This is a genomic window from Shigella sp. FC1661 (assembly GCF_001712525.1).
Taxonomy (GTDB): domain Bacteria; phylum Pseudomonadota; class Gammaproteobacteria; order Enterobacterales; family Enterobacteriaceae; genus Escherichia; species Escherichia coli.
On record NZ_MDGW01000166.1, the window covers coordinates 1 to 25,715 of the forward strand.

The window sequence follows — 25,715 nt, forward strand, 5'->3', positions numbered from 1 at the left end:
CGCAGAGAATCGTAACGGGATACCAGATCAAGAGCCTGTCCAATGTGCATAAAAAAATCCGGAAACAAGTGAGCGTTTCCGGATTCTTACACAGCCACTGGATCGGTCAACTGATCCTTAACTGATCGGCATTAGTTGAGCAGCCCGGTTTTCAGGGTAAAAGAAATCCCCACCGAGGCCACAAAACCAATGCTCAGACCAAAAGCGATACTCCCCGCCTCGCGACGGTTCATATAGCCTTCAATCAGTTGCGGCAGGATCGGGCGGATGCCGTCATGAAAAACAGCCGCCGAGCGATGCGCCAGAAGCGATGTCATACCCGTCAGGCACGCCACCACGATAATCTGAATATACAGATCCATAGTCGTGCCTTTTATTTCAGATGGTTAATCAGCATCGGAATCGCGTGTTCGACGTGCTCAACGGAAAGGCCAAACGCCACTTTACCTTCAGCGATCATTTTGGCGATATGCTCGTCTTTCGCTTTAATGCCTGGTTTGGCAATGGTGCAACTTTTGTTATAGCCAATCACCGCGATGGCAATCGACAATGCCGCGCCCGCACCGGTATTACACGCACCGATGTAGTAATCCAGTTGCCCGGATTTCACTTTCATTGCCGCTTCCATGTCGTTGTGAATGAAAACTTCAAAACTGCCAGGAGCCGTCGCTTCAATGGTTTTTTTAATCTGCTCACGCTGTAAGCCTGCAACGCCAATCTTTTTCATGAGTCTGTCCTTATTGGAAAAATTGATAGGGAGTTTCACGTAACATCACATCCACATCGGCCTGACTGAATCCTGACTGGCGCAATTGCGGAATAAAGGTGGTCAATAAATAGTCATAGCCATAACCACCATTGGCTTTTAAATGGGAGCGGCGCGTAATATCCATCGACAGCATGACGCGGTTCAGCAACCCACGGTCACGTAGCGCGTGGAGCATCGCAATGCGCTTTTCGTCCGGGTAGTAACTGTTCTTACCAATGGTGTCGAACTGCACGTACGCGCCGAGATCGATCATCTTCAAAATGTTGTCGAGGTTGTCTTTCAGATCGCAGTGACCAACGGTGACGCGCGAAAGATCAACTCCGTGGGCTTGCAACAGAGCCAGTTGTTCCAGCCCCATGGTGCTGAACGACGTATGCGTGGAGATCGGGCGTCCGGTCTGGTTATGCGCCAGCGCAGCGGCAATAAATATCTTCTCTTCCAGCGGCGTAATCTTTCCTTCGCTGGAGCCGATCTCCGCGATGAGCCCGGCTTTCAGCTCCGTGCCATCGATACCCTGTTCAATTTCATCGACCATCTCCTGCGCCAGTTCCTGCACGCTGCGGGTCACCACATGTTCCGGGAAAAACGCATCCTGGTAATAACCAGTACAGGCCACCACGTTGATCCCGGTTTCGCGCATTACACCGAGCATAAATTGCGCATTGCGCCCCATGTAACGGTTGGTCATCTCAATCACATTACGTACACCCCGGGTCATCAGGTCGTTCATCTCCTGGCAAATGAACGCATACTGATCAAGGCGGCAGTCCACGTTGTTTTTAAAGCCGGAGAGATCAATATGCAGATGCTCATGGGCCAGGGTGTAACCCGTCGGATCAAAACTCATAGGGTGTCTCCTGCAAACCGGAGGGAGGAAAGAAAAGAGCGACCATTTTGTGGCGGTGGCGCACGGAAAAATTCACACACGGTAGCTCCCACATCAGAAAGCGTGGTGCGCACACCGAGCTGCGTAGCAGCCAGGCCTTGCTGATAAACCAGCAGCGGCACCACTTCGCGGGTATGGTGGCTGTGACCAATGGTCGGATCGTTGCCGTGATCCGCCATCACGACCAGGCAATCATCTGGCTGCATCGCATCAACAAGCCGGGCAAGGTTACGGTCAACGACCTGCAAACGTTCGGCATAACGTGCGACGTCTTCTGCATGACCAGCGAGGTCGGTTTCCTGGATATTGGTGCAAATAAACGCCGTCGGATGGGTGTTAAATTCGTCGAGGGTGATATCCATAATCCGCTGGCTATCCACCAGGTTTTGCCAGCTCACGCCATAAGGATTGCTGACGATATCTGCCACCTTACCCACCAGCACGGTTGGCACGCCCGCCTCATACAGTTTTTGCGGCACCTGCACTTTTTTATCGACACCGTAGCCCATATGCACGACCTGGAAGCCGTTGTCATAAGCGCCAGAACGCGGCGCATTGATACCAATAAAGCGCTCTTCTTTGCTTTCTGCGGCATCGAGAATGCGTTGACTGTCGGTTAACAGGCCACCAAATGTAATGACCCGACCGACCTGTACCTGCTCACGCACGATACGACCAATTTTGATTGCGTCGTCAAAAGAGATCACAGAGAGATTGGCGGTAATGTTATAGACTTGGCCTAAATCCGCCTCGAGATTATCGCCAATCGCAACCGCCTGATTGACCCACAGAAATTGCAGTTCATCGCCACGGCGCTCCACCTGCCAACCGGCGGATACTAATGCCTGCTCAACACGGTCAATCACATCGCAAAAAGGCATCCGCAGCGGCGGTAACGGGCGCGTGCCTAAAATTTCCTGATGCCCCATAAAGGTATCGCCACCTTCATGTTGCAGCTCTGCCACGCCCCAGGTTGCGGAATCTGACGGCTGCATATCGCCTGGCGCATAACCCAATGCGTTGATTAGCCCCAGCTTCTCCAGCGTTGGTAGCTGCAAATGCGGCAACTGGCTCAGGATGTGACCACATGTATTCGCTCCCGCATCTTGCGGACGCACCAGCGTGACATCTTTCATTGCCCCTACGCCAAAGCTATCAATCACTAACACCACAAATCGCGCCATTACGCCCCCAGAGAGTTTCCAAGACTGTCATAACGACCAACGATTTTCGGTTCGCCACGGTGAATACCGGACACCAGCACCACATCGCTACGGGTGACAAAAATCTGCGTGCGGAAACAGAGCACCACTGCACTGCTTACCGGAAACTCGCCTGCCAGCGACAGGGTGTAGTCGATACTGCTGTCATCCACAGTTTTGAGATTGGTTTCAGTAATCTTTTGATTTTCTGGCGTAAACACCAACGCATGTTGCGCATGACCACGACGGTAGTAACCGCCGCCGTAGCAGTAGCTGTCGCCACGGAAATGATGGGAGATTTCACTCAACCAGAGCATCGCGATACGTTCAGACTGATCGCCCTGCTGGTTTGCCGGAATAGTGCCCGTCAGCGCATGACCGGGTTCGGCATGAGTCACACCGTATTGCGCCAGTAATGGCAGCGAAGTGCAGCTGGTCGCTGAAGGCGCGTTCAGTTGCTCAAGTGCAATACCAGATTTCGCCAGTTGATCCCGTGCCTGTATCAGCGTGTGAAGATTCGGTGTCGGCAAAACTTTTCCGGCAGCCTCATCCCAAAGCAGGCAAGGGAAATGGGTAAGTCCGGCTAAATGCAGACCCGGCAGTTTCTTAATTTCAGCAACCACCTCGTGCAGCGAATGCTGTACAAAACCGCTCTCCTGCCCCGGATAAAGAAAATCATCGTCGCTATAAACTTTGAGCAGCACAAACTGCACACGTCCGGCCTTCACCGCTGCCGCAGAAACTTCCCGCGCTTTGTCGAGAGTAAACACGGTGATGACGTCGGTGCCCTGTTCAACGGCGTCAGCAACCTGATGACAAGGGATTTGTACCAGATGCCCCTGATGCGCCACCGACAAACCAGCGCGGCGCATGACTCGCGCCTCTTTGTAATCCACCGCCACAATGCCGCTGTAACCTAATGCCAGCAATTTTTCCGCCAGCCATGGGTTACGGCCAAACTGCTTGGTCATCAGATACAGTTCAATGCCGTAAAGCCGCGCCGTCTCAATCAGTCGCTTACCGTTTTCCAGTACCTGATCCACGTCGATCACCCAGCTGTCCGGGGCGATCTTGCCCTGCTGCCACAAACTTAGTGCGGCGGAAATCAGCGCCGGGTTCTGGCGTTTCAATGCTTCTACAAACATCTTGTTGCCTCGTTTCTGTTCCTTGAATTAAATATTCATTTTTTTGAATATTTAGGTTGTGCGACGTGGATTTGTCGGGAGCTTCAAACCTCTTCGTTAGCAGCCATCCATAATCCATAAAGGTTGGCCAGCAAATAGCCTTCTTCACACGGATTAACTTCCAGTGCGAATTCCTTCAACAACACCTGATGCAATTGCACAACGGCTTGCCAGTGGCTGGATTGCGCCAGCTCTGCCAGCAATTCGTTATCCAGCGGCTCTATTTCTTCACCACGGCGACTGCGCATCAGTGCACTCGCCATATGTGTCATCGCCATCGTTCCTTGCTCACTGCGCACCGGCAGATGGCACTCTGTTTCCAGTACGTTGACGACCTGCATCATGCCTTTGCAGATGTCCTTATCAATAACGCCTGCCTCGCAAAGCAGGTTGAGTCTGGTTTCCATATCAGATGCCTTTCGTTTAATAACTCGGTTCCTGTTCCCCACTCACTACCCGTTGTTGATGGGCGAGCAGGGCGTGTTTATCTACAACGGCACGCAGCAGTTGTTGCATTGGGTAATCATCGACTCGCGTCAGGACCACGGCTTCGGTGGCCTGTAAAAATCGCGGATCGTCTGTGAGCGGCGTCGCCTCTAATCCCAGCATGGTCAGTTCGTTTTCCGCCACCACGTTCCAGATAACCGCATCGACATCGCCTTTAACAATGCGTTGTAAACTCTCGTGATAAGAGAGATCGACACGTTCCACATCACTATCGCCAAAAAAGACATCGGTCATGATTTTCTGATCCGCCGAACGACTATCGAGACCTACTCGCTTAACATTTCCAGACTCACCTTTGCGGCATATCAGTTGATGTTCACCAACATACGTATGCGGGCCAAGCTCGAGGGCGATGCACAAATTGTTTTGGCTGAGATAACTTTCCGCCGCCAGGCGGGAAACTACTGCCATGTCATAGACACCGTTAAGCAAACACTCCACACGAATATCCGCGCCACGCATATGCGCATAATAAAAAGGAATGCCATCAAACTGGGCTTTCAGCCCGCTTGCTAAACCTTCGTACAAGCGGGTATAGGGCAAAGGCATGGCACACACAACGTTATTGATATCCACATGACTCAGCAGCGCTTTATTATCCATTTCGACCAGATAACTGCCATTGCGCCCACGGCGTTCAATCCGTATCGCTCCACTTGATTCCAACGTTTTCAACACGGCCTGCGTCAGGCCAACCGATGAACGGCATTCAGTTGCCAGCTCATCTATGGTTTTCAGTCGATTACCGCATTTTTCCCCCAACAAATAACGGGCCAGCGTCGTGATGACGACGCCTTCTTTTTTGATAAACGTTCGACGCATAATATATTTTCAATAAAATGAATGTTTATATCTTCATTAAAATGAAGATAAGTGGCAACTGTGAGATGTGGAAACGGCGAGGCGCTTCACATTTTTTCGGATTATTGCAAATGAGGATAAAAAAACCGGGTTTCCCCGGTTTCAGAGTGATGACGAAGTGATTTATTCGACAATGCGAGCAAAGGGTAATTCCCACTGGCGCTTGCCTGCTCCCCTCACCCTAACCCTCTCCCCAAAGGGGCGAGGGGACCGTCCGAGCGTTTTGATATTACGGCTTCGCCACAAAACCAATCGCTTCGTACACCGCTTTCAGCGTACGGGAAGCGTGTACACTGGCTTTTTCTGCGCCGTCTTTCATCACCTGTTGCAGGAAGGCTTCATCGTTGCGGAAACGGTGATAGCGTTCCTGCAATTCAGTCAGCATACCGGAAACGGCATCAGCCACTTCACCTTTCAGATGACCATACATCTTGCCTTCGAACTGTTTTTCCAGTTCTGGGATGCTCTGGCCCGTTACCGCAGAAAGGATATCCAGCAGGTTGGAAACGCCCGCTTTGTTCTGCACATCGTAGTGAACTACCGGCGGCTCGTCGGAGTCAGTGACCGCGCGTTTGATTTTCTTCACTACCGATTTCGGATCTTCCAGCAGGCCGATAACGTTATTGCGGTTATCGTCAGACTTGGACATCTTCTTGGTCGGCTCCAGCAGCGACATTACGCGCGCGCCAGATTTCGGAATAAACGGCTCCGGCACCTTAAAGATCTCGCCATACAGCGCGTTGAAACGCTGGGCGATATCGCGACTCAGTTCCAGGTGCTGTTTCTGGTCTTCACCCACCGGTACCAGATTAGTTTGATACAGCAGGATGTCCGCAGCCATCAGCACCGGATAGTCAAACAGACCAGCGTTGATGTTCTCGGCATAACGCGCAGATTTATCTTTAAACTGGGTCATGCGGCTCAGTTCGCCGAAGTAGGTATAGCAGTTCAGTGCCCAGCCTAACTGCGCATGTTCTGGTACGTGGGACTGAACAAAAATGGTGCTTTTCTCAGGATCGATACCACAAGCCAGATACAAGGCCAGCGTATCCAGCGTCGCTTTACGCAGCTTCTGTGCATCCTGGCGCACGGTGATCGCGTGTTGGTCAACGATACAGTAAATGCAATGGTAGTCATCCTGCATGTTTACCCACTGACGCAGCGCACCCATGTAGTTACCAATGGTCAATTCACCTGAGGGCTGTGCGCCACTAAAAACGATGGGCTTAGTCATTTTTCGATTCCTGATTTTCGCTATGCGGAAGCCCTAATGCGGGCAGAAGGTCATTTATAGACTGATAAATTACATCAGGCTGGCTGAGATCGATAGCCTCGCCGTAGTTATATCCGTAGGTTAAGCCAACTGATGGGCAACCTGCCGCTTTTGCCGCCTGAATATCATTGCGTGAGTCGCCGACAAACAGCATCTGTTGTGGGGCAATTCCCATCCGCTCAGCCACCAGTAACAGCGGGTCCGGATGCGGTTTTTTGTTTTGCACATCATCGCCGCCGATAACCACGCTAAAGTATTTGGCAATATCTAAGGCTTCGAGCAGTGGCGCGACGAACGGCGTCGGTTTGTTGGTGACCAGGCCTAGCGGCAGGCCTTTAGCCTGCAACGCGCCCAACGTATCGGCAACGTGCGGGAACAAAAACGTCCCCTCTTCGGCAACCTCGCTATAGTAGCGATCGAACAGTTTACGCAGAATACGTACCTGTTCTTCTGCCGGAATGTCGTCATCAACGGGCGGTTTACCCATTGTTTTACGCAGAGTCGCACGTTCCTGACGCGCCCAGGCCAATGCACGCTCCATCAGAACATCTGCGCCGTTACCAATCCAGGTAATAACGCGTTCTTCACCTGCGACGGGTAACTCCAGCGCATACAGCGCCATATCTACCGCAGCAGCAAGACCGGGAGCACTGTCAACCAGCGTACCGTCGAGATCAAAAGCGACGCCGCGAATATCTTCAAACTTATTCATGACTTACCTTTGCCAGTTCACTGCGCATTTCATCAATGACTTTTTTGTAGTCTGGCTGGTCGAAGATTGCCGAACCGGCGACGAACATATCCGCGCCCGCCGCAGCGATTTCGCCAATGTTGTTCACCTTCACGCCACCGTCCACTTCCAGTCGAATGTCAAAACCAGACTCGTCGATACGACGACGTACTTCGCGCAGTTTATCCAGTGTTTGTGGAATGAACGACTGACCGCCAAAACCTGGGTTAACAGACATCAGCAGGATCACATCCAGCTTATCCATCACGTAATCCAGATAGCTCAGAGGTGTCGCCGGGTTAAATACCAGACCCGCTTTACAGCCATTTTCTTTAATCAGTTGCAGCGTGCGGTCAACATGCTCGGAGGCTTCTGGATGAAAGGTAATGATGCTGGCACCAGCGGCAGCGAAATCAGGCACAATGCGATCGACGGGTTTCACCATCAGATGTACATCGATAGGGGCGGTAATGCCATAGTTACGCAAGGATTTCAGCACCATTGGCCCAATCGTCAGATTGGGAACATAGTGGTTATCCATGACGTCAAAATGCACGACATCAGCGCCAGCTGCCAGGGCTTTTGCGGTATCTTCACCCAGGCGGGCAAAATCAGCCGACAGAATTGAGGGGGCAATCAAATACTGTTTCATCCGCTTCTCCTTGAGAATTATTTTTTCGCGGGTGAAACGACTCCTGGTTTGTACAAAGCCAGCAGTTCGTCCACCTTTTTACGTGTGCCGCCGTTGCTGCTTATACTGCGTCGAACTTTGACGACATGCAATTTTGCGCGCTGATACCACTCACGCGTTAACATCGTATCGTGATTGGAGATCAGCACTGGAATATGGCGCTCAACCAGACCTTCGGCGATCTCCGCCAGATGCGCTTGTTGTTCAAGCGTAAAACTGTTTGTGTGATACGCCGTAAAGTTGGCGGTCGCAGACAGCGGTGCATAAGGCGGATCGCAATAGACGACGGATGCATCATCTGCGCGCGCCATGCTATCGGCGTAAGACTCACAATAGAAAAAGGCATTCTGCGCTTTTTCAGCGAAGTGATACAACTCTGCTTCCGGGAAATAGGGTTTTTTGTAGCGGCCAAACGGCACGTTAAACTCACCGCGCAGATTGTAACGACACAGGCCGTTGTAACCGTAGCGGTTCAAATATAAAAACAGTACCGCCCGACGGAACGGATCCTGGCTTTTGTTGAACTCTTCGCGGAACTGATAGTAAACCTCGGCGCAATTTGTTTCGGGAACAAACAGCTCGCGTGCGGCCTGTACGTACTCATCAGTACGCATCTTCACAATGTTATAGAGACTGATCAGGTCGCTATTGATATCGGCAAGGATATAACGAGAAAAGTCGGTGTTGAGAAACACCGACCCGGCACCTACAAAAGGCTCAACCAGACATTCGCCCTTGGGCAAATGCCGTTTAATATCATCAAGCAGGGGATACTTGCCCCCTGCCCACTTCAAAAAAGCGCGATTTTTCTTCATGCTGACTAACTAATTACACCTTCTCCGGCTGTGGAGAAAGCTCCGACAGCATCCAGCGCTTCAGGCAGCTCCCGCAACGATAAACCATTGCGGGAGATAACCTTGATTACTTCAGATCGGCCTGTACCTGACGCAGCGGTTTCGCCCACGGGTTTTTGGCCTGAACATCTGCTGGCAATGTAGATACCGCTTTTTTCGCCTCTTCTTTCGAAGCGTACACGCCAGAAACCAGGACATACCACGGCTGACCATTACGCGTCGTTTCATAGACAACGTAGTTTTTCAGATTCTCTTTCTTCGCCCAACCGTTCAGGTTGTCGTAGTTAGAGGAACTGCTCAGCTGCAGAGTGTAATGGCTGGACGGTGCCGATTTCAACGAACCAACATTACCTGCGGTCTTCCCTCCAGCGGCTGGTGTTGCCGTGGTTTGCGCCGGGGATGCCGTCTGTACTGGAGCCGTAGTCGCCGTCTCTTTTGGTGCTGGCGTAGAAGTCGCAGCCGGTGCCTTCGTGCTCGCCACAGGGGCAGCTGGTTCAGTACGCTTCGGCGTCTGTGCTACCGGCTTCGGCTCCGTTTTCACGGTTGCTTGCGGTTTTTTCGGTTCAATCACCGCCTGCTGACGAGCTAGGCGCGTAGTGGACGGACGTTCAGCGGTTTGCGTTTTCGCCGTGTCACGCGATGCATTGCCATTGCGAACAGGCGCGACAGTCGCTGGTTCGGTCGGCAATGTGGAATTGACCGCCACATTGTTCAACTGTTGCTGATTTTGTGGCTGAGTCAGCGCATTGTTCAGGTCACCCTGCACTTCAACACGTTGTTGACCATCCGTTGCCGCCGGGGTTTGCCCTTGAGTCGGCGTAGAAGAGATCGGTGGCAGAGAAACATCCTGCTGAGTATTTTCCGCAGACGTGGTTCCCGGCGCTGGCTGCACCCCATTCGCCTGATCGGTCGCATTGCCTGCAAGATCAATACTCTTCTCGCCAGACGCGGTTTGATCGCTGGAAGAGGTCGAGGGGGCTTTTAGCGCAGAACCGATACCGATGATCAACAGCAGTAGAACCAGAATGCCGACGCCCATCATCATATACTGACGAGAAGCGGGTTTACTGGCTGCTTTTTTGCACTTACGCGGACGACGCTCTACGCGCTCTTCATCCACGGTTTCATCTTCGGATTCGTCAATTTCTTCTTCGATTTCCGGTTCCTCATTGCGCTCTTTTTGCGCACGAGTCGGACGGCGATCGTCAGTGTCATCAAGTTCAATATCATCAAAATTGATCTGCGGTTCGCCACGTTCAGTACGCTCAGAACGTTCAGAAGATTGACGAGAACGACCAGTACGACGATCGCTGGGATCGGGTTTCAGCTCGTCTTCTGGTTTGAATTCATCCATTTAACACCCCACTAAAAGGTTAATGCTTACCACGTTGCAATTAACCTGAAGCTAATAGACCGCTTGATAAGCGGCCTGACCTTTCTTGTTGTTACGCTGATTGACAATCGGCAATGGCGTTAAGAACAAGCTCGTGCGAAACGCCGCTGCGAACTTCACTCTTACCAATTGCCAACGGAAGAATTAAGCGTATCTCTCCCGCAAGGACTTTCTTGTCACGCAGCATATGCGGTAAATACGCCTGCGCGGACATTTCGCGCGGCCCATTGACCGGTAACCCAGCCCGCTTGAGCAGGGTTATAATACGCTGCGTTTCGGCAGAACTAAACTGCCCGAGACGTTCCGACGTCCGCGCCGCCATCACCATACCCGCAGCGACCGCTTCACCATGTAACCAATTGCCATACCCCATTTCAGCTTCAATGGCATGACCAAAGGTGTGTCCCAGATTCAGTAAAGCACGTAACCCGGTTTCGCGCTCGTCGGCGGCGACAACTTCTGCCTTCAGTTCACAACAACGGCGAATACAGTACGCCATTGCCGGACCGTCCAGACGCAACAACGCATCCAGATTCTCTTCCAGCCAGTTAAAAAACGCACCGTCAAGAATAATGCCGTATTTGATGACTTCTGCCAGCCCCGACACTAACTCACGCGGGGGAAGCGTTTTCAGACAGTCGAGATCCACCACCACTGAAGCAGGCTGGTAGAACGCGCCAATCATGTTTTTACCGAGGGGATGGTTGGCCGCAGTTTTGCCGCCAACGGAGGAATCGACCTGCGACAGTAACGTCGTCGGGACTTGAATGAAACGAACACCGCGCTGATAACTCGCCGCCGCGAAGCCGGTCAGATCGCCCACTACGCCGCCGCCAAGCGCCACCAGCGTAGTATCGCGACCATGCGGCTTTTGTAACAACGCCGTAAAGACGGTATCGAGTACAGCCAGGCTTTTATACTGCTCGCCGTCAGGGAGGATAACGCTATCGACGTTAACACCCGCCTGTTCAAGTACGCCGCGAACCTTATCGAGATACAGAGGAGCCAGGGTTTCGTTGGTGACCAACATGACCTGCTCGCCCGATTTCAGCGGTAAGAATGAAGCTGGTTCATTAAACAAACCAGATGCGATGGTAATTGGGTAACTACGTTCCCCGAGAGTAACGACAATCCTCTCCATAACGCGACATCCACCTTAATTACTGTACCCGCAGACGAGTGTATATAAAGCCAGAATTAGTTGCTTTCCAGCATGTGAATAATCTGGTTTGCAACCACTTTAGCGCTTTGATCATCAGTACGAATGGTCACGTCGGCAATCTCTTCATACAGCGGATTGCGTTCATTGGCCAACGCTTCCAGAACTTCACGCGGCGGTGTTTCAACGTGCAGCAACGGGCGTTTTTTATCACGCTGCGTGCGTGCAAGTTGCTTTTCGATGGTCGTTTCAAGATAAACGACAACGCCACGAGCGGAAAGACGGTTACGCGTTTCACGGGATTTCACAGAGCCGCCGCCAGTAGCCAGCACAATACCCTGTTTCTCGGTCAACTCATTGATGACCTTTTCTTCGCGATCGCGGAAGCCTTCTTCACCTTCTAAATCGAAAACCCAGCCCACATCAGCTCCGGTTCGTTTCTCAATCTCTTGATCGGAATCGTAAAATTCCATATTGAGTTGTTGAGCTAACTGGCGCCCAATAGTGCTTTTTCCGGCACCCATAGGCCCAACCAGAAAGATATTGCGTTTCTCTGCCATTTTTTCGGTACTACTAAGACTATTCGTTAATGATAAACCCGCTTCGCTCAGAGAGCGCCGCAGGACATGAACTGAAACCTCATAAGATATTGCGAGAGTCAGACTGAAAATTATCTCAATACTCCAGCGGGTTTGGCAACTGAATAAATCACCCATCCCTCTGCATATCTGGTCGCTGCAAGCGCGCTGCCTTGCTACCACCGCTCTGGCGATAAATCACCGGGTAAGATTAGCGTAAAAAAGACAGCAAAATGCCGCCTGAATGATAAATCATCATCATGGAACGCAGGCAGCGAAGAGCACCAACTCTCAAATCGGTACTCCTTGTATGCTAAATACCTGCGCGCGTCAAATAGATGAAACACGTTCAGCATAAAAACATTACCGCTTTTACGGCTGTTTACTCACTGGAAACCAGTCGTGGCGTGATAAACACCACTAACTCGCGTCGTTCATATTCTTTTCCGTCATGACGAAATAATTGCCCGAACCAGGGAATGTCGCCAAGCAACGGTACGCTATCCTGACCCGATTTATTTTTACGGGTAAAAATGCCGCCCAGCGCCAACGTTTCTCCGCTTTTGACCTCAACCTGCGTTTCGATCTCCTGCTTATCAATCGCCAGCACTTCGCCATCGGCCTGCTGTAGCACCTGCCCCGGAACGTTCTGGCTGATGTGTAATTTCAGCCGGATGCGACCTTTTTGTAACACCGTGGGCGTGACCTCCATCCCCAGGACGGCCTCTTTAAATTCCACCGACGTCGCGCCACTTTCCCCGCTGGAAACCTGATATGGAATTTCGCTCCCCTGTTTAATGCTGGCAGGCTGAAGATGTGAGGCCAGCAGACGCGGACTGGCGATAATATCCAGCTGCTGTTTTTGTTCGAGCGCGGAAAGCTCAAGATCCAGCAAGCGTCCGTTGATGCGCCCAATGTTAAAACCGACATGCGTTGTCGCCGTCGCTACGGAGAGGTCGCTACCAAGCGTGGTGACTTGCCCAACGCCACCAGCGTGTTGCGCATCGGCCAGCGTCCATTTCACGCCTAACTCACGCAAACTTTTTTCATTAATGGTGACAATATGCGCCGACAGCTCAACCTGCCCGACCGGCAGATCCATTTGCGCTACCCACTGTTCAAGCGCGCTTAACGCCGTTTTGTTATCTCGTAGCAAAAGGCGATTGGTGCGTTTATCGACGATCATACTCCCTTTGGCACTCAGTAGCTTCTCCCCCGCTTTCGCCAGTTCTCCCGCGTCGGCGTATTGCAGGGTTATACTGCGATTTTCCAGCGGCAGATTTGCCTGCGCCCGCGCCTGCTCCGCCTCCTGGCGGGCGATATTGTTATTCTGCCAGGCAATGGAATGCACTGAGAGAATGTTGCCTTCCTGCCGCGTTATCAGTCCGGCGCTTTTCACTACAGTTTGTAGTGCCTGCTTCCAGGGAACATCTGTTAGATGTAACGACACCGTACCGCTGACGTCTGGCGACACGACCAGGTTCAACTTCTCCTGTTCAGCCAGCGCCTGCAACACCTGAGCTACCGGAACGTCATCCACCATCAGCGTCACTTTTTGCGGCTTTGCCGCCTGTACGCCGGGTATCAGCATCAACAGTAGTGCGGCTATCCATTGCTTCATTTGTATCTCCTTGCCGTTGCCACAACCATTGTGGCGGTTCGCAGTTTGTCCCGGTACCCAGCGTTAGTACGTCTGGCGTCAGCTGTAAAATTGTCCAGCCGTTTTCCAGCACATCGTTTTGCTGCACCCGTCGCCATTTCTTTTGCCCGTCTTTTATTACACCGATGATGCGCTCGCCTCGCCCTACCATCCCCTGATAGCGCCACTGGCTAAGTTCGCTAATCCGGCATAGATCTTCCGGCGGTTTAAAAGGGTCACGCATACCGGTTAAAAGGCACAATGCAATACCTGCCAACAACCAGCGTTTAACCCTCATGCGGCGTCTCCAGTTGTAGCGTGAACAAAAGATCATCACCTTCCACGCTTAACGAAAAACGGCTCACGCTGACGTTGCGCTCTGCCAGCCGTGTGAATGCCGACGGCACTGCTTCCCACAGCGTTTTCAACGCCAACTCACCTCCCTGCGCGGATGGATGCCAGGAAACCAGTTGCGCGCCGGGCAACTGAAAATCCAGTGGCGAAAAGGGCAGCGTTTTTTCTTCACTGAAGGGAGTGGTGTCAACCAGGCGATACAGTGTGGCCCACTGCTGGTGATGACTTGCCCGTAATCGAATTAATGCGTCGCGCTCTTCATGGTGTGTCGATGACAGAAAAATGAGCGTAACTAACATCAGCAACCAGAATGCCCAGCAAAACTGGCGGAGGCGGGGTGATGTGGCGAACCACCAGTCAAAGAACATGTTCATCGCTAACCTTCCTTGTTAACTGATACTCAAATTGCCAGCGTCCCTGCGCATCCTGCTGCGTGGCTCCCCGCTGATTGAGATGAAAAGACGCATCCTGGCGGAGTGACGTTTCTAGTGCGTTTAACGCGGTAATGCTTGTTGTCAGCCCCTTGATCTCCAGCGTTCCCTGCTGCCAGCTTATCGTTGTCAGCCAGGCGTGCTCGGGTAAAAGCGCCGCCAGTGCTTCCAGCGCAGATTGCCAGTCGCGGGTAAATTGTCGCTGGCGCTGCCGTTGCGAACGCTGTTCGCGTAACTGCTGTTGCTCCAGCAAACGTGGCTTCGTTATCTGTAAGCTGCGGGCGAGTTGTTGTTCCGCCTGAAGCAAAACTGCGTCTATGCGCGCTTCGGCGCTGCCTGTCAGACGCAGTATTAGCGTTATCCCGACGGCCAGCAGCAGAGGCGCAACGAACATCAGCAACCAGAAACGCAGAAAAGCGGTCCGGCGTTGCTGTCGCCAGGGCAAAAAATTAATTGGCGGGTTCATCAGTACGCCTTCCCAAGCGCCAGCCCCAGCGCGATGGCAAAGTCTCCACCAGGCGGCGGTAGCAGCGGCTGACGAACAGAAACGGCCTCCCAGGGGTCAAATCCGCCTTCGCCACATATCGCGACGCTGTCGGGATCAACGAATAACGCTGCCGCCAGCTCCTTCGCGCTAGTCATCCCCACCGCCAGTTTGCGCCCCCAGCTATAGCGCGTCGCCCACAGCCACTGTTCGTTATCACGCCAGGCCAGACATTGCTGATGAGAAGGTAAAAAAGGCAGGAATCGCTGTAATGCACTGGCATCCGGGGTGATCGCACTAACATGAACACGCAACCTTTCTGCCAGAGTAAGCAGCGTTGCCAGCTCTTTGCTTTGCGCGGCAGTCACGTTATAGGCGGGACTGAGTGAGTCTTCGCTGTAATCGAAGCGCAGGGAGTCCGGATCCATATCCAGCTCGCGGGCCATCGTCCCTGACAGCCAGGCCGTTTGCTCCCGCTCACCAAGGGACATCGACGGGCGCGGAAATGACCGCTGTAATGTGCGACTGGCGGGAAACGCCAACATAATGTGATGACGCTGCGGCAGTTCGCGACTCCAAGGTAACAACGTTTTAGCCAGCTGCTGCGCATCAACAATCCGCCCATCTTTGATAATGTCGTTCTCCAGCGGCAACCGCCACCAGCGTTGCAAAAAGCATTCTTTTGCGCCCCGCACGATCGCAACCGCTACCGCTTCTTGCTGTTGTAAATGCAAACCAATTTGCCAGATCTTAAATGCCATTGTGATGATCTCCTTATCACCGTCACTCTGACGGGTATATCAATGCGTCTGGCTTGCCTTTATACTACCGCGCGTTTGTTTATAAACTGCCCAAATGAAACTAAATGGGAAATTTCCAGTGAAGTTCGTAAAGTATTTTTTGATCCTTGCAGTCTGTTGCATTCTGCTGGGAGCAGGCTCGATTTATGGCCTATACCGCTACATCGAGCCACAACTGCCGGATGTGGCGACATTAAAAGATGTTCGCCTGCAAATTCCGATGCAGATTTACAGCGCCGATGGCGAGCTGATTGCTCAATACGGTGAGAAACGTCGTATTCCGGTTACGTTGGATCAAATCCCGCCGGAGATGGTGAAAGCCTTTATCGCGACGGAAGACAGTCGCTTCTACGAGCATCACGGCGTTGACCCGGTGGGGATCTTCCGTGCGGCAAGTGTGGCGCTGTTCTCCGGCCACGCGTCACAAGGGGCGAGTACCATTACCCAGCAGCTGGCGAGAAACTTCTTCCTCAGTCCAGAACGCACGCTGATGCGTAAGATTAAGGAAGTCTTCCTCGCGATTCGCATTGAACAGTTGCTGACGAAAGACGAGATCCTCGAGCTTTATCTGAACAAGATTTACCTCGGTTACCGCGCCTATGGTGTCGGTGCTGCGGCACAAGTCTATTTCGGTAAAACGGTCGACCAACTGACGCTGAACGAAATGGCTGTGATAGCCGGGCTGCCGAAAGCGCCTTCCACCTTTAATCCGCTCTACTCAATGGATCGTGCCGTCGCGCGGCGTAACGTCGTACTGTCGCGGATGCTGGATGAAGGGTATATCACCCAACAACAGTTCGATCAGACACGCACTGAGGCGATTAACGCTAACTATCACGCGCCGGAGATTGCTTTCTCTGCGCCGTACCTGAGCGAAATGGTGCGCCAGGAGATGTATAACCGTTATGGCGAAAGTGCCTATGAAGACGGTTATCGCATTTACACCACCATCACCCGCAAAGTGCAGCAGGCCGCACAGCAGGCGGTACGTAATAACGTGCTGGACTACGACATGCGCCACGGCTATCGCGGCCCGGCAAATGTGCTGTGGAAAGTGGGCGAGTCGGCGTGGGATAACAACAAGATTACCGATACGCTGAAGGCGCTGCCGACCTATGGTCCGCTGCTGCCTGCCGCAGTCACCAGCGCCAATCCTCAGGGAGCGACGGCGATGCTGGCGGACGGGTCGACCGTCGCATTGAGTATGGAAGGCGTTCGCTGGGCGCGTCCTTACCGTTCGGATACTCAGCAAGGACCGACGCCGCGTAAAGTGACCGATGTTCTGCAAACGGGTCAGCAAATCTGGGTTCGTCAGGTTGGCGATGCATGGTGGCTGGCACAAGTGCCGGAAGTGAACTCGGCGCTGGTGTCGATCAATCCGCAAAACGGTGCCGTTATGGCGCTGGTCGGTGGCTTTGATTTCAATCAGAGCAAGTTTAACCGCGCCACCCAGGCACTGCGTCAGGTGGGTTCCAACATCAAACCGTTCCTCTACACCGCGGCGATGGATAAAGGTCTGACGCTGGCAAGTATGTTGAACGATGTGCCAATTTCTCGCTGGGACGCAGGTGCCGGTTCTGACTGGCAGCCGAAAAACTCGCCGCCACAATATGCTGGTCCAATTCGCTTACGTCAGGGGCTGGGTCAGTCGAAAAACGTGGTGATGGTACGTGCAATGCGGGCTATGGGCGTCGACTACGCTGCAGAATATCTGCAACGCTTCGGCTTCCCGGCGCAAAACATTGTCCACACCGAATCGCTGGCGCTGGGTTCAGCGTCCTTCACCCCAATGCAGGTGGCGCGCGGCTACGCGGTCATGGCGAACGGCGGCTTCCTGGTGGACCCGTGGTTTATCAGCAAAATTGAAAACGATCAGGGCGGCGTGATTTTCGAAGCGAAACCGAAAGTAGCCTGCCCGGAATGCGATATTCCGGTGATTTACGGTGATACGCAGAAATCGAACGTGCTGGAAAATAACGATGTTGAAGATGTCGCTATCTCCCGCGAGCAGCAGAATGTTTCTGTACCAATGCCGCAGCTGGAGCAGGCAAATCAGGCGTTAGTGGCGAAGACTGGCGCGCAGGAGTACGCACCGCACGTCATCAACACTCCGCTGGCATTCCTGATTAAGAGTGCTTTGAACACCAATATCTTTGGTGAGCCAGGCTGGCAGGGTACTGGCTGGCGTGCAGGTCGTGATTTGCAGCGTCGCGATATCGGCGGGAAAACCGGTACCACTAACAGTTCGAAAGATGCGTGGTTCTCGGGTTACGGTCCGGGCGTTGTGACCTCGGTCTGGATTGGCTTTGATGATCACCGTCGTAATCTCGGTCATACAACGGCTTCCGGAGCGATTAAAGATCAGATCTCAGGTTACGAAGGCGGAGCCAAGAGTGCCCAGCCTGCATGGGACGCTTATATGAAAGCCGTTCTTGAAGGTGTGCCGGAGCAGCCGCTGACGCCGCCACCGGGTATTGTGACGGTGAATATCGATCGCAGCACCGGGCAGTTAGCTAATGGTGGCAACAGCCGCGAAGAGTATTTCATCGAAGGTACGCAGCCGACACAACAGGCGGTGCACGAGGTGGGAACGACCATTATCGATAATGGTGAGGCACAGGAATTGTTCTGATTAAAAAGGCGCTTCGGCGCCTTTTCAGTTGGCTGACAAAGTGCATTTGTTTATGCCGGATGCGGGTGAACGCGTTATCCGGCTAACAAAATCGTGAAAAATCAATATATTGCAGAAACCCCATAAGCCTGATAAGCGTTGTGCATCAGGCAAACTTCACGCATTTACACTCGCCCCTGCCCTTTCAACCATTCGCGCACGAGGAACAGCGCGCTGACATTACGCGCTTCGTTGAAGTCAGGGTCTTCCAGCAAATCCATCATATGCGCCAGCGGCCAGCGCACCTGTGGTAGCGGCTCTGGCTCATCGCCTTCCAGCGATTCCGGGTAGAGATCTTGCGCGACCACGATATTCATTTTGCTGGAAAAGTAAGACGGTGCCATGCTGAGCTTCTTCAAAAAAGTCAGATCGTTCGCACCAAATCCAACCTCTTCTTTTAGCTCGCGGTTAGCGGCTTCGTAGACGCTTTCACCCGGATCAATTAATCCTTTCGAAAAACCTAATTCGTAGGATTCAGTTCCCACTGCGTATTCGCGGATCAGGATCAGGTGATCGTCCACAATCGGCACAATCATCACTGCTTCCCGGTTGGTTGGACGCATTCGTTCATAAACACGCCGCACGCCATTGCTGAACTCCAGATCCACGCTCTCGACGGTAAACAGTCGGGAACGGGCTACAGTTTCAACATTCAGAATGGTGGGTTTTTGTAATGATTTGCTCATCGTGGGATCTATGCTGTGAAATCAGCGGTTATTGTGCGATATCAGACACGCTTTCGGCAATGTGAATTGCATGTTATTTACATTTATGTAACTTAATAAATAATCGTCCTCAAATCAAATTAAATTAAAAGTCAATAGGTTGAAATAACTCCAAGAATTTGCTGATATTCCGCCTTCAGAGGGTTTGCTATGATCAGCGGTTACTGTGATGTGCTTAATGATGCTCAAGTTAAACTCCACGCTTGCCGATAGCCAACCGCAGAATCATGTATTGTGTCTGGTGCGACTGACCACGCCTGACAGACTAAGTAAGATGGGGAAAGCATGAGCACCATTGTGATTTTTTTAGCTGCTTTGCTGGCCTGCTCACTACTTGCGGGATGGCTGATAAAAGTGCGATCCAGACGGCGTCAGCTGCCCTGGACCAACGCCTTCGCGGATGCGCAAACGCGTAAACTCACACCTGAAGAACGTAGCGCCGTTGAAAATTATCTTGAGAGCCTGACGCAGGTATTACAGGTGCCTGGCCCAACGGGAGCTAGCGCGGCACCGATCTCTCTGGCGCTGAATGCCGAAAGCAACAACGTCATGATGCTGACACACGCTATCACACGTTACGGCATCTCTACCGACGATCCGAATAAATGGCGTTACTACCTCGATTCGGTAGAAGTCCACCTGCCCCCCTTCTGGGAACAGTACATCAACGATGAGAATACCGTTGAACTGATTCATACCGATTCGCTGCCGTTGGTTATTTCACTCAACGGTCATACGCTGCAGGAGTACATGCAGGAAACGCGCGGCTATGCCTTGCAACCTGTTCCGTCCACGCAGGCGTCGATTCGCGGGGAAGAGAGTGAGCAAATCGAGCTACTCAATATTCGCAAAGAAACGCATGAAGAATATGCGCTGAGTCGTCCGCGCGGGCTGCGTGAAGCGTTGCTGATCGTCGCCTCCTTCCTGATGTTCTTTTTCTGCCTGATTACCCCGGATGTATTTGTTCCGTGGCTGGCAGGCGGCGCATTACTGCTGCTGGGCGCAGGTCTGTGGGGGCTATTCGCGCCCCCGGCAAAATCCTCCCTGCGGGAAATTCATTGTCTGCGCGGTACACCCCGTCGTTGGGGATTGTTTGGCGAAAACGATCAGGAACAGATCAACAATATTTCACTCGGTATTATCGACCTGGTCTATCCCGCACACTGGCAGCCATACATTGCTCAGGATCTCGATCAACAAACCGATATTGATATCTATCTCGACCGCCACGTAGTGCGTCAGGGGCGATATCTTTCGCTGCATGATGAAGTAAAAAACTTTCCGTTACAGCACTGGCTGCGCAGTACGATTATCGCTGCGGGCTCGCTGCTGGTGCTGTTTATGCTGTTATTCTGGATCCCGCTGGATATGCCGCTGAAATTCACTCTCTCATGGATGAAAGGCGCGCAGACCATTGAAGCCACCAGCGTAAAACAACTGGCTGACGCTGGCGTGCGGGTAGGCGATACATTGCGTATTAGCGGTACGGGAATGTGTAATATTCGCACTTCCGGAACCTGGAGCGCGAAAACCAATTCACCTTTTTTACCGTTTGACTGCTCGCAGATCATCTGGAATGACACCCGCTCATTACCATTACCAGAATCTGAACTGGTCAACAAAGCGACGGCATTGACTGAAGCAGTTAATCGCCAGCTGCACCCTAAACCGGAAGATGAATCTCGCGTCAGTGCCTCATTACGTTCAGCGATTCAAAAATCCGGCATGGTATTGCTTGATGATTTTGGCGACATTGTACTGAAGACAGCGGATTTATGTTCTGCCAAAGATGACTGTGTGCGACTGAAAAATGCGCTGGTCAATCTCGGCAACAGTAAAGACTGGGACGCGCTGGTAAAACGCGCCAACGCCGGGAAGCTCGATGGCGTGAATGTGTTATTACGCCCGGTGAGTGCGGAATCGCTGGATAACCTGGTGGCAACCTCCACCGCGCCGTTTATCACGCATGAAACGGCGCGAGCGGCACAATCACTAAACAGTCCGGCCCCCGGCGGATTCCTGATTGTCAGCGACGAAGGCAGCGATTTTGTTGATCAGCCCTGGCCTTCGGCATCACTTTACGACTACCCGCTGCAAGAACAGTGGAACGCTTTCCAGAAACTGGCACAAATGCTGATGCATACGCCGTTTAACGCCGAAGGTATCGTCACAAAAATCTTCACTGACGCCAATGGTACGCAGCATATTGGCCTTCATCCGATCCCGGATCGTTCCGGCCTGTGGCGCTATCTCAGCACCACATTGCTGCTACTGACGATGCTGGGTAGCGCCATTTACAATGGCGTACAGGCCTGGCGTCGTTACCAGCGTCATCGCACTCGCATGATGGAGATTCAGGCCTATTATGAAAGCTGCCTGAACCCGCAACTGATCACCCCTTCAGAAAGCCTTATCGAATAACACGTTTGCGCGGCAGGTTATGCTACCCTGTCGCGCAAATTGCTTCACTCTGGAGATTTCCCTCATGCATATCAACATTGCCTGGCAGGACGTAGATACCGTTCTGCTGGATATGGACGGCACGTTGCTCGACCTCGCCTTCGATAACTATTTCTGGCAAAAGCTGGTGCCTGAAACATGGGGCGCGAAAAACGGGGTTACGCCACAGGAAGCGATGGAATATATGCGCCAGCAATATCACGACGTACAGCATACGCTAAACTGGTACTGTCTTGATTACTGGAGTGAGCAACTGGGTCTGGATATCTGTGCAATGACCACCGAGATGGGACCGCGCGCCGTACTGCGTGAAGATACCATTCCGTTTCTTGAGGCACTGAAAGCCAGCGGTAAGCAGCGAATTTTGCTCACCAATGCTCATCCGCACAACCTGGCGGTAAAACTTGAGCATACGGGTCTGGACGCACACCTTGATTTATTACTTTCCACCCACACATTTGGTTATCCGAAAGAGGATCAGCGGTTATGGCATGCGGTGGCCGAAGCTACGGGTCTGAAAGCTGAAAGAACGCTGTTTATTGATGACAGCGAAGCGATTCTCGATGCTGCCGCGCAATTTGGTATTCGTTACTGCCTCGGCGTGACTAATCCTGATTCCGGGATTGCCGAGAAACAGTATCAACGCCATCCGTCACTGAATGACTACCGCCGCCTGATCCCCTCGCTAATGTGAAGGAGACGCCATGAAAGAGAAACCTGCTGTTGAGGTTCGACTGGATAAATGGCTATGGGCTGCCCGTTTTTATAAAACCCGCGCGCTGGCCCGTGAAATGATTGAAGGCGGTAAGGTGCATTACAACGGGCAGCGCAGCAAGCCGAGCAAAATCGTCGAGCTGAATGCCACGCTCACTCTGCGCCAGGGAAATGACGAACGCACGGTGATTGTAAAGGCGATTACTGAACAGCGTCGCCCCGCCAGCGAGGCAGCCTTGCTGTATGAAGAGACTGCGGAAAGTGTAGAGAAACGCGAAAAAATGGCGATGGCACGTAAACTTAATGCCTTAACCATGCCGCACCCGGACCGACGCCCGGACAAAAAAGAGCGCCGCGACCTGTTACGATTTAAACACGGCGACAGTGAATAACTGTCACCTGCAAGAGAGATGATTATGCCGCAACATGACCAATTACATCGCTATCTGTTTGAAAATTTTGCCGTTCGCGGCGAACTGGTAACCGTTTCGGAAACCCTGCAACAGATCCTTGAGAACCACGATTATCCGCAGCCCGTTAAAAACGTGCTGGCAGAACTGCTGGTTGCGACCAGCCTGTTAACCGCTACGCTGAAGTTTGATGGTGATATCACCGTACAGCTGCAGGGCGACGGTCCGATGAATCTGGCGGTTATTAACGGTAACAATAACCAGCAAATGCGCGGTGTGGCGCGCGTGCAGGGCGAAATTCCAGAAAATGCCGACCTGAAAACGCTGGTCGGCAATGGTTACGTGGTGATCACCATTACCCCGAGCGAAGGCGAACGCTATCAGGGCGTAGTTGGTCTGGAAGGTGATACCCTGGCGGCCTGCCTGGAAGATTACTTTATGCGTTCTGAACAGCTGCCGACGCGCCTGTTTATTCGCACCGGCGACGTAGACGGCAAACCGGCTACAGGCGGTATGTTGTTGCAGGTAATGCCTGCGCAAAATGCCCAGCAGGACGACTTTGACCACCTGGCGACGCTAACCGAAACCATCAAAACCGAAGAACTGCTGACCTTACCGGCAAACGAAGTGTTGTGGCGTTTGTATCACGAAGAAGAGGTGACGGTTTACGATCCGCAGGATGTGGAGTTCAAATGCACCTGCTCGCGTGAACATTGCGCCGATGCGCTGAAAACGCTGCCTGATGAAGAAGTTGATAGCATCCTGGCGGAAGATGGCGAAATTGACATGCATTGTGATTACTGCGGTAACCACTATCTGTTCAATGCGATGGATATTGCTGAAATCCGCAACAACGCGTCTCCGGCAGATCCGCAAGTTCATTAATGAGTATGTCCGGCAGAGAGGGCTCTGCCGGATTTTACAACTTAATGGCCTGATGTGCTGCGCTTACCAGCGCCTATGAAATAAATCGCAAATTATTTTGGTCAGATACAGCGTCGTATCCGATAAAAGCGTTGTCACTTACTTAAGTTTATTTCCAGCGTTTCACCATCTACCGTCAGATCGCGCCACGCTTTCGGCCTCGTCCCCAGTTTTCCATCCTTCGCAGCTGTGAGTAATTTTTCTTTCGTTATTTCGTTCGGAAGTAAACTCATATCAAGCGCGTCCCATTCTTTTCTGTCTGAGTCAAAGCCATAGACAATGACTCTGTCATCATTAAAAGCAAACAGGATCCGCTCCGCCTGACCATCACTATTCAGATCTTGCTCGACCAGGACGCAGGCGTCTTTTTCAATACAGGTCATCACGTTATAGCGATCCTGGATTAAGGCCGACCAGAATGTCGCATCCGGTTTAACAGAACCAGGGGCAATTAACACATTTTCGGCTAATACTTTTTCCGATACCTGTTCCTGAAGATGTTGCTCTCCATCTAACGCCATCAGCAGATCCCGCGAGCGTTTCGGGTCTTTCATAAACCCGGCATCGCTTTTCAGCGACTCAAGCGCCGCACGTCCATAGCGACCGCTCTGTTCGAGCATGTAGATAGTTACCTGGTCTGGCGTGTTTTTGCCGCTCTGATAACGCGCCATATGACTGTTCACGCTAATACGCATACTGTCCAGCACCGGCGAATTAAGAAGCACCAGTATCACCAACACCAATAACGAAACCGCAAGGTTCACTTTGCCCTGAAGAACAAGGGGATTTTGCCCATTACGCCAGACGATACTGACAAAATACCCCAGCGACCACACCAGTAACACCAGCACCGCCAGCGCGCCCTGCAAGCGGTCGACAGTCCAGCCGTACTGAGCGACCCGCAGCCATAACGCCCAGGCGGCAACGAACACATACAGCGGAGCAACCAGCAAAGCGGTTTTAATCAGGCAACGCAACGGCCCCGTCCAGGGAAGTGACGCTTTTTGCGGATCGCGGACAATAGCCATTAAGATCAATTGCAAAAAGGCCAGCGTTAACAGCAACCCGGCGGCGGAGATGTGGCGAGAAATCGCGCTCAGGCCCGTAAACGGCAGAGTGATGATAAACATCAGGGTTAGCAATGATACTAACGGCAGCAACCCCGTGGCGATTAACGTGAACAACTTTTGAATAGAGTCGATTAAACGTGACTGTGTGCGCGCGAGAATCACCGCCAGTGCGGTAACCAGACCTAATGTAAGATACATAAACCAGTCGGTTGCAAAAAAGAGCGTATTGAAAAACTTGATGCCAACAAGTTTAAACAACTCACCCCACAGTAAAAGCACCAGCCACGTCAGGCCATTGGCGAGAAAAATCACCAGTAATATAAGTACGTTATGCCATACTGACTGGTAAAAGTAGCTATAGCGGCTACTGCCATTGCGGATACGAAGGCTTTGTTGTATCCACGGTAGCAACAACATTGCCATCAACAGCAGATAGCAGCCAAAATCCCAAATCGCCTTTTCAGCTCTCCAGGGGTTCATGCCATCAGTTTGCCACTTCAGCCAACCGCTCATCCCTGTCGTGGCAATAAACACCAGCGCCAGCCATCCCCAAAGGCGCTTCTGTTTAAAAGAGATCACGGAGAAGAGTAAAACGGATGAAAACGCAACGGTCGCAGGCACGCCATAAACAATCCAACTGTGATTTTTTCCGGCAAGCCAGGCGATCAACAGGTAGCAAACCAGCCCCTGAAGTAATCCGGTAGCAATCATCCCCCAGCGTGTTGCCGGTGAAAGTTCAACGTTATCCATGTTGGTTATCCAGAATCAAAAGGTGGGTTAATTATCGCATCCGGGCAGTAGTATTTTGCTTTTTTCAGAAAATAATCAAAAAAAGTTAGCGTGGTGAATCGATACTTTACCGATTGAATTTGCATCAATTTCATTAAGGAATGCGATTCCACTCACAATATTCCCGCCATATAAACCAAGATTTAACCTTTTGAGA

General features: G+C 52.1%; 26 protein-coding genes and 1 pseudogene. 5 read left to right on the forward strand and 22 right to left on the reverse strand.

Going from position 1 to position 25,715, the window contains the following annotated elements; all coding sequences use genetic code 11:
- The 20 genes and pseudogenes from BFF42_RS28275 to hofM all read right to left on the reverse strand — a co-directional run.
- On the reverse strand, positions 1–68 hold a 68-nt coding region (locus BFF42_RS28275), incomplete at its 3' end, for a hypothetical protein (protein WP_241012944.1).
- 66 nt (positions 69–134) lie between these two features.
- Positions 135–362, reverse strand: a pseudogene (locus tag BFF42_RS10900) (YhfT family protein); the annotation flags it as partial.
- An 11-nt stretch (positions 363–373) separates the two neighbouring features.
- A complete protein-coding gene (locus BFF42_RS10905) occupies positions 374–727 on the reverse strand; it encodes a DUF2620 domain-containing protein (RefSeq protein ID WP_001297518.1) in 354 nt (117 codons plus the stop codon).
- Positions 728–737: 10 nt separating this feature from the next.
- A complete protein-coding gene (locus BFF42_RS10910; protein WP_000007026.1) occupies positions 738–1,616 on the reverse strand; it encodes a phosphotriesterase-related protein in 879 nt (292 codons plus the stop codon).
- Positions 1,613–2,839, reverse strand: a complete 1,227-nt coding sequence (locus BFF42_RS10915) for a phosphopentomutase (protein ID WP_039059606.1) — start codon at positions 2,837–2,839, stop codon at positions 1,613–1,615. Before BFF42_RS10915 ends, BFF42_RS10910 begins: the two co-directional genes overlap by 4 nt.
- Positions 2,839–4,002 (reverse strand): YhfX family PLP-dependent enzyme, encoded by a 1,164-nt coding sequence (locus BFF42_RS10920; protein ID WP_000497373.1) that lies wholly within the window; start codon positions 4,000–4,002, stop codon positions 2,839–2,841. Before BFF42_RS10920 ends, BFF42_RS10915 begins: the two co-directional genes overlap by 1 nt.
- Before the next feature lie 83 nt (positions 4,003–4,085).
- Positions 4,086–4,448: a PRD domain protein gene (locus BFF42_RS10925; protein ID WP_001295165.1), complete on the reverse strand. Its 363-nt coding sequence runs from the start codon at positions 4,446–4,448 to the stop codon at positions 4,086–4,088.
- Between the two features lie 16 nt (positions 4,449–4,464).
- Positions 4,465–5,370, reverse strand: coding sequence for a GntR family transcriptional regulator YhfZ (gene yhfZ, locus BFF42_RS10930; RefSeq protein ID WP_001254836.1), 906 nt, complete (start codon positions 5,368–5,370; stop codon positions 4,465–4,467).
- Positions 5,371–5,638: 268 nt separating this feature from the next.
- Positions 5,639–6,643 carry a tryptophan--tRNA ligase gene (gene trpS / locus BFF42_RS10935; protein WP_000165550.1) on the reverse strand — a complete coding sequence of 335 codons (1,005 nt, stop codon included), beginning with the start codon at positions 6,641–6,643 and terminating at the stop codon, positions 5,639–5,641.
- Positions 6,636–7,394: a phosphoglycolate phosphatase gene (gene gph, locus BFF42_RS10940; RefSeq protein ID WP_001031715.1), complete on the reverse strand. Its 759-nt coding sequence runs from the start codon at positions 7,392–7,394 to the stop codon at positions 6,636–6,638. The genes trpS and gph overlap by 8 nt, the downstream gene beginning before the upstream one ends.
- The gene (rpe, locus tag BFF42_RS10945) at positions 7,387–8,064 is read right to left on the reverse strand and encodes a ribulose-phosphate 3-epimerase (RefSeq protein ID WP_000816280.1); all 678 of its coding nucleotides are present in this window, start codon (positions 8,062–8,064) and stop codon (positions 7,387–7,389) included. The genes gph and rpe overlap by 8 nt, the downstream gene beginning before the upstream one ends.
- 17 nt (positions 8,065–8,081) lie before the next feature.
- A complete protein-coding gene (dam, locus tag BFF42_RS10950; RefSeq protein ID WP_000742143.1) occupies positions 8,082–8,918 on the reverse strand; it encodes an adenine-specific DNA-methyltransferase in 837 nt (278 codons plus the stop codon).
- Positions 8,919–9,024: 106 nt separating this feature from the next.
- Positions 9,025–10,311, reverse strand: coding sequence for a cell division protein DamX (gene damX / locus BFF42_RS10955; RefSeq protein WP_000343185.1), 1,287 nt, complete (start codon positions 10,309–10,311; stop codon positions 9,025–9,027).
- 91 nt (positions 10,312–10,402) lie between these two features.
- Positions 10,403–11,491 (reverse strand): 3-dehydroquinate synthase, encoded by a 1,089-nt coding sequence (gene aroB / locus BFF42_RS10960; RefSeq protein WP_000439838.1) that lies wholly within the window; start codon positions 11,489–11,491, stop codon positions 10,403–10,405.
- A 56-nt stretch (positions 11,492–11,547) separates the two neighbouring features.
- The gene (gene aroK, locus BFF42_RS10965; RefSeq protein WP_000818618.1) at positions 11,548–12,069 is read right to left on the reverse strand and encodes a shikimate kinase AroK; all 522 of its coding nucleotides are present in this window, start codon (positions 12,067–12,069) and stop codon (positions 11,548–11,550) included.
- A 400-nt stretch (positions 12,070–12,469) separates the two neighbouring features.
- A complete protein-coding gene (gene hofQ, locus BFF42_RS10970) occupies positions 12,470–13,708 on the reverse strand; it encodes a DNA uptake porin HofQ (RefSeq protein ID WP_000815979.1) in 1,239 nt (412 codons plus the stop codon).
- Positions 13,620–14,024, reverse strand: a complete 405-nt coding sequence (gene hofP, locus BFF42_RS10975; protein ID WP_001264141.1) for a DNA utilization protein HofP — start codon at positions 14,022–14,024, stop codon at positions 13,620–13,622. The genes hofQ and hofP overlap by 89 nt, the downstream gene beginning before the upstream one ends.
- Positions 14,014–14,454, reverse strand: coding sequence for a DNA utilization protein HofO (gene hofO, locus BFF42_RS10980; RefSeq protein WP_001055754.1), 441 nt, complete (start codon positions 14,452–14,454; stop codon positions 14,014–14,016). The genes hofP and hofO overlap by 11 nt, the downstream gene beginning before the upstream one ends.
- Positions 14,438–14,977 (reverse strand): DNA utilization protein HofN, encoded by a 540-nt coding sequence (gene hofN / locus BFF42_RS10985; protein WP_001069315.1) that lies wholly within the window; start codon positions 14,975–14,977, stop codon positions 14,438–14,440. Before hofN ends, hofO begins: the two co-directional genes overlap by 17 nt.
- Complete coding sequence (gene hofM, locus BFF42_RS10990) at positions 14,977–15,756, reverse strand: DNA utilization protein HofM (protein ID WP_004986845.1); 780 nt, start codon at positions 15,754–15,756, stop codon at positions 14,977–14,979. Before hofM ends, hofN begins: the two co-directional genes overlap by 1 nt.
- A 118-nt stretch (positions 15,757–15,874) precedes the next feature.
- On the opposite strand from hofM, the gene mrcA reads away from it, so the two are divergent.
- Positions 15,875–18,427, forward strand: a complete 2,553-nt coding sequence (gene mrcA / locus BFF42_RS10995) for a peptidoglycan glycosyltransferase/peptidoglycan DD-transpeptidase MrcA (protein WP_001445924.1) — start codon at positions 15,875–15,877, stop codon at positions 18,425–18,427.
- Between the two features lie 164 nt (positions 18,428–18,591).
- Here mrcA and nudE read toward each other — a convergent pair whose 3' ends face one another.
- Positions 18,592–19,152 (reverse strand): ADP compounds hydrolase NudE, encoded by a 561-nt coding sequence (gene nudE / locus BFF42_RS11000; protein ID WP_000045744.1) that lies wholly within the window; start codon positions 19,150–19,152, stop codon positions 18,592–18,594.
- A 324-nt stretch (positions 19,153–19,476) separates the two neighbouring features.
- On the opposite strand from nudE, the gene igaA reads away from it, so the two are divergent.
- The 4 genes from igaA to hslO all read left to right on the forward strand — a co-directional run bounded on the left by igaA (position 19,477) and on the right by hslO (position 23,660).
- Positions 19,477–21,612, forward strand: a complete 2,136-nt coding sequence (gene igaA / locus BFF42_RS11005; RefSeq protein WP_039060386.1) for an intracellular growth attenuator protein IgaA — start codon at positions 19,477–19,479, stop codon at positions 21,610–21,612.
- 64 nt (positions 21,613–21,676) lie between these two features.
- Positions 21,677–22,345, forward strand: a complete 669-nt coding sequence (gene yrfG, locus BFF42_RS11010) for a GMP/IMP nucleotidase (protein ID WP_001295168.1) — start codon at positions 21,677–21,679, stop codon at positions 22,343–22,345.
- Between the two features lie 10 nt (positions 22,346–22,355).
- Positions 22,356–22,757 (forward strand): ribosome-associated heat shock protein Hsp15, encoded by a 402-nt coding sequence (gene hslR / locus BFF42_RS11015; RefSeq protein ID WP_000660485.1) that lies wholly within the window; start codon positions 22,356–22,358, stop codon positions 22,755–22,757.
- 24 nt (positions 22,758–22,781) lie between these two features.
- Positions 22,782–23,660: an Hsp33 family molecular chaperone HslO gene (gene hslO / locus BFF42_RS11020; protein WP_024258659.1), complete on the forward strand. Its 879-nt coding sequence runs from the start codon at positions 22,782–22,784 to the stop codon at positions 23,658–23,660.
- Positions 23,661–23,794: 134 nt separating this feature from the next.
- On the opposite strand, the gene BFF42_RS11025 is transcribed toward hslO, so the two are convergent.
- Positions 23,795–25,519 carry a DUF4153 domain-containing protein gene (locus tag BFF42_RS11025; RefSeq protein WP_000370832.1) on the reverse strand — a complete coding sequence of 575 codons (1,725 nt, stop codon included), beginning with the start codon at positions 25,517–25,519 and terminating at the stop codon, positions 23,795–23,797.
- Positions 25,520–25,715 lie beyond the last annotated feature (196 nt).